General features: G+C 32.9%; 3 protein-coding genes. All 3 read right to left on the reverse strand.

Annotation, left to right across the window (positions count from 1 at the left end):
* Positions 1-309: 309 nt before the first annotated feature.
* A complete protein-coding gene (locus tag CI949_RS17490; RefSeq protein WP_135402505.1) occupies positions 310-1704 on the reverse strand; it encodes an MATE family efflux transporter in 1395 nt (464 codons plus the stop codon).
* Between the two features lie 180 nt (positions 1705-1884).
* The gene (locus tag CI949_RS17495) at positions 1885-3030 is read right to left on the reverse strand and encodes an NADP-dependent malic enzyme (RefSeq protein ID WP_135402504.1); all 1146 of its coding nucleotides are present in this window, start codon (positions 3028-3030) and stop codon (positions 1885-1887) included.
* 5 nt (positions 3031-3035) lie between these two features.
* On the reverse strand, positions 3036-4160 hold the full coding sequence (locus tag CI949_RS17500; RefSeq protein ID WP_091401686.1) for an Ldh family oxidoreductase: 1125 nt from the start codon (positions 4158-4160) through the stop codon (positions 3036-3038).
* Between the last annotated feature and the right edge of the window lie 113 nt (positions 4161-4273).

The following is a 4273-nucleotide window of genomic DNA, read 5'->3' on the forward strand; positions in this document are numbered from 1 at the left end:
ATTATATACCTTTTTATTACTTATTGTCAAATGATAAAAAAACTCCCTTTAAAAGGGAGTTTACACACATAGTGTTATTGTTTGAATTTTTTAAATTACCTGCAATTTAAATACAACAATTTAAATATAGAAACTATAGTTGTTATTTTTTTATTATACCATCATTTAATAATTAATTTTTGTGTTTACTTTTTGTGAGTATCATTCAAAATGCTGACTTTTATTTTTCTGGTGCGTTGATTATTTATTTAATTTTTGCTGTTTTTTAAAAGCTTTAGTTGCTGATTTTTTCAACCGTATCTATGGAGTCTATTCTTGTTTTACATATTCTTTTTGCATATTTTCATTTTTCATTTCTTTCATATTTTTTCTTAGTAACAGAACTACCCAAATTATGTTTACTATGAAAGCAATTGATTCTGCTATTGGAAAGGCAAACCATGCCGAGTCAAGCCCTCCTATCCTTGCTAAAATATACATTGATGGCAAAAGTATCAATGCCTGTCTTAAAAATGTTATTACTAAACTCGGTACACCTTTTCCAAGTGCCTGGAATGTTCCAGCTCCTATGACATTTAAAGCCATAAACATGTAAGATATGCTTACTTTTCTAAAAGCTGGTATACCAATTTCTATAAATTCTGGATTTGAATTAAACATTCTCAGAAGAGGTTCTGTGAAAACCTGGAATACTGTAAAGCCTATGGCTCCAAAGGTTAAAGCGGTTAACCATCCAATAAGAACTGTTCTTTTCATTCTTTCGGGTTTTTTGTATCCGTAATTGTACCCGAGCAATGGTAGATAACCTTGATTCAATCCAAACACTGCCATTAGATAAAAGGATTGAAGTCTAAATACTACACCCATAACACCTATTGCAGTGGTGTTGTACATACCAAGTATTCCATTTATTATAGTTATGGCAAAACTAAACATCAGTCTGTTTACCATTGCTGGTATTCCTACTTTAAAAATATCTTTTATTATTTGAAAATCAAACTTGAAAAGCTTAAAATTGAATTTAATTTCGTTTTTATCGCTAAATAGAACAATTGTTATGAATATTCCTCCAAGAGTTCTTGCAATTATAGTAGCAGTTGCAGCTCCTTCTACCCCCATTTCTGGAAATATCCATATTCCATATATCAATAATGGATCTAATATTATATTCGTTATGGCTCCAATAAACATAGTAACCATGGGAAGAAAAGTGTTTCCTTCACCTCTCAGAATGTAGTTAAATGTAGCTGGAGCAAAAATTGCCAATGAACCAGTCATGATTATCCTTATGTATCTTTGAGATAAGTCAATTAGTACGGGATCGTTTGTAAATATAGACATTATTTCATCTGATAAGAAAAAACCTATTGTTCCTATTACTGCACCATATACTATAGCCAGTATAAAAACATGTTCCGCCGCATTACTCGCTCTTTTCTTTCTTCCTTCTCCCAGAAGTCTGGATATTAAAGAACTGGCTCCTATCCCAGTACCAACGCCTAAAGCTATTATTATTAATTGGACAGGGAAAGCAAGGGATAGTGCAGAAAGGTATTCTGTTCCAAGGTTTCCAATATAAATACTGTCTATTATGTTGTATAAAGACTGAATTATCATTCCTGCTATTGCAGGAAGAGATAGTTTTATCAATAATTTACTTATTTTTTCTTGTCCGAGTCGGTCAGATTTGTTTCCTGCTGGCATAATTTATTCTCCTTATAAAATGATTTTTTAACTACCACTTTAATAATAAACGATATATAAATCAATGTCAAAGAAAATCAAAAAAGTTAGCTTTCTTAATCTTTTTATAAAAGTATCATTGCAATTATTTAAAATAACCAACCCTTACAAAATTTTGTAAGGGTTGGTTTTAATTATTATTTATTTTTCAGCTGCATTTATTACGGCATTTGCAACGTTTTCTGCAATTCCTGGTTTAAAAGCTTTTGGCAATATATTTTCTTCGTTTAATTCTTCTTCTGGAATCATTTCTGCTATTGCTTTTGCAGCTGCTATTTTCATTTCTTCAGTAATTTGTGTTCTGGCTTTTAGAGCACCTTTTAGTATCCCTGGAAAAGCAAGTACATTGTTTACCTGATTTGGAAAATCTGATCTACCTGTACCAATTATTCTCGCTCCTCCTGCTTTGGCTTCTTCTGGCATTATTTCTGGTACAGGGTTTGCCATTGCAAAGACTATTGCATCTTTATTCATTGTTTCTATCATTTCTTTTGTCACTATTCCAGGTGCAGAAACTCCAATGAAAATATCGCTGTTTATCAAAGCTTCAGAAAGATCACCTTGTAGTTTTTCTGGATTTGTCATATCTGCTATTTCTCTTTTTGCCCAATTATCTTCCATTTGAGTTAGTATTCCTTTTCTGTCTGTAAGTATTATATTTTTTATCCCAAAGTTCAACAATATTTTTGCTATTGCTATTCCTGCTGAACCAGCACCACTTATAACTACCTTTAAATTTTCTTTTCGCTTTTTTATTATTTTTAAAGAGTTCATTATACCTGCAAGAACTATTATCGCAGTACCATGTTGATCATCGTGAAAAACAGGGATTTTTAAATCTTGTTTTAGTCGTCTTTCTATTTCAAAGCATCTTGGAGCGGATATGTCTTCGAGGTTTATCCCGCCGAGTCCGGGGGATATTATTTTTATTGTATTTACTATTTCGTCTACATCGTTTGTGTCCAAACATATTGGGAAAGCATCTATATCAGCAAATTCTTTAAAAAGAACACATTTCCCTTCCATAACTGGGAGTGCTGCTTCTGGGCCTATATCACCAAGACCAAGAACTGCAGACCCATCTGTTACCACAGCTATGGTATTTGATTTCATGGTATATTTATAAACATTTTCTATATCTTTTTCTATTTCTTTACAAGGTTCAGCAACTCCTGGGGTGTATGCTATGGCTAAATCTTCTGATGTGTTAACCTTTACTTTCGATTTTATTTCGAGCTTTCCTCTCCATAATTCGTGTTCTTTTAATGCCTTTTCTCTCATATCCATTTACATCATCCCTTTTCAAAATCAAATTTGTAATTCAAATTGTATTTATCTCTTAACTCTATTATCTGTTCTCTAAGCTTTTTGTTTAATGGTGCTCCTTTGTCTTTTCTTTCGAGCCATGTTTCGTATTCTTTTTCTCCTGCAGTCCATATTCTTTCTGCTCCTGGCATCTTTTCTGAATTTCTCAATTCTCTCAATATTTGACCTGTTGTTTTTTTGAATTTTTCTGGTTCTGTAAATGCGTTTATACCAATTGCTATAAAAAAGTGTCCCAATCTATATGGCCTTTTGTTTCCGTCTTTATCAAAACCTGAAAGAGCTTTTAAAAATGCCCCTTGTTGTAAAGCAGCTGAAAGGATTTCTACAACTGTAGCATAATCATATCCTTTATAGCCACCGTTTTCTTCACCTATTCCTCCAAGAGGAACTAATGAAGCTTCTCCTGCAAGGATCAATTTTAATATTTCTTTTGGGTCTGTTTTGCTTTTTCCGTCTTTCCCAACTACCCAGCCTTCCGGTACTTCTTTACCAGCTCTATCATACATTTCAATTTTTCCTCTTTGAGATACTGGTGTTGCAAAGTCAGCGAAGAAAGGAAATTCTTCGTCTGTAGGCATAACAAAAGTCAAAGGGTTTGTTCCAAGCATAGGTTCTACTCCCCAAGTTGGAGCCACAGAAGGTCTGGCATTTGTTCCTGTTATTCCAATCATGTCTTGTTCTGATGCCATAAGTCCGTAATATCCTGCGATTCCATAATGAGTGGAGTTTCTTACCACAACCATGCCCATTCCATATTTCTTTGCTTTTTCTATAGCCATTTTCATGGATTTGTAACCTATTACATGACCCATCCCATCGTGTCCGTCTACCACAGCTGTTGTTGGAGTTTCTCTAACAATTTCAAAATTTGTTACTGGTTTTTGTATTCCATCGTTTATTCTATCTATGTAAATAGGTTTTAACCTGCCTATTCCGTGAGTATCTATTCCTCTTTTATCTGCGGCAATTAAAACATTGGCACATATTTTCGCATCTTCTTCTGGTACACCAACACTTTTAAAAACATCTGTCATGAAATTTTCCAATTTGTCAAAATCTACCCAAGATACATCATCATAAACCATAGCCATATTTTTGCCTCCTTTTAAAAAATCATTTCATTTTCATTATACTATTAATTACCCTTTTAAAAAAAGTTTTTATTTTTTGGTAATTTCTTATATAATATATATGATTATTTTTA

It is taken from the genome of Halanaerobium sp. (assembly GCF_003070835.1).

Bases quoted from the DNA above. Each gene is read 5' to 3' on its own strand.
- CI949_RS17490 (WP_135402505.1), bottom strand. From the start codon at position 1,704: ATGCCAGCAGGAAACAAATCTGACCGACTCGGACAAGAAAAAATAAGT.
- CI949_RS17495 (WP_135402504.1), bottom strand. From the start codon at position 3,030: ATGGATATGAGAGAAAAGGCATTAAAAGAACACGAATTATGGAGAGGA.
- CI949_RS17500 (WP_091401686.1), bottom strand. From the start codon at position 4,160: ATGGCTATGGTTTATGATGATGTATCTTGGGTAGATTTTGACAAATTG.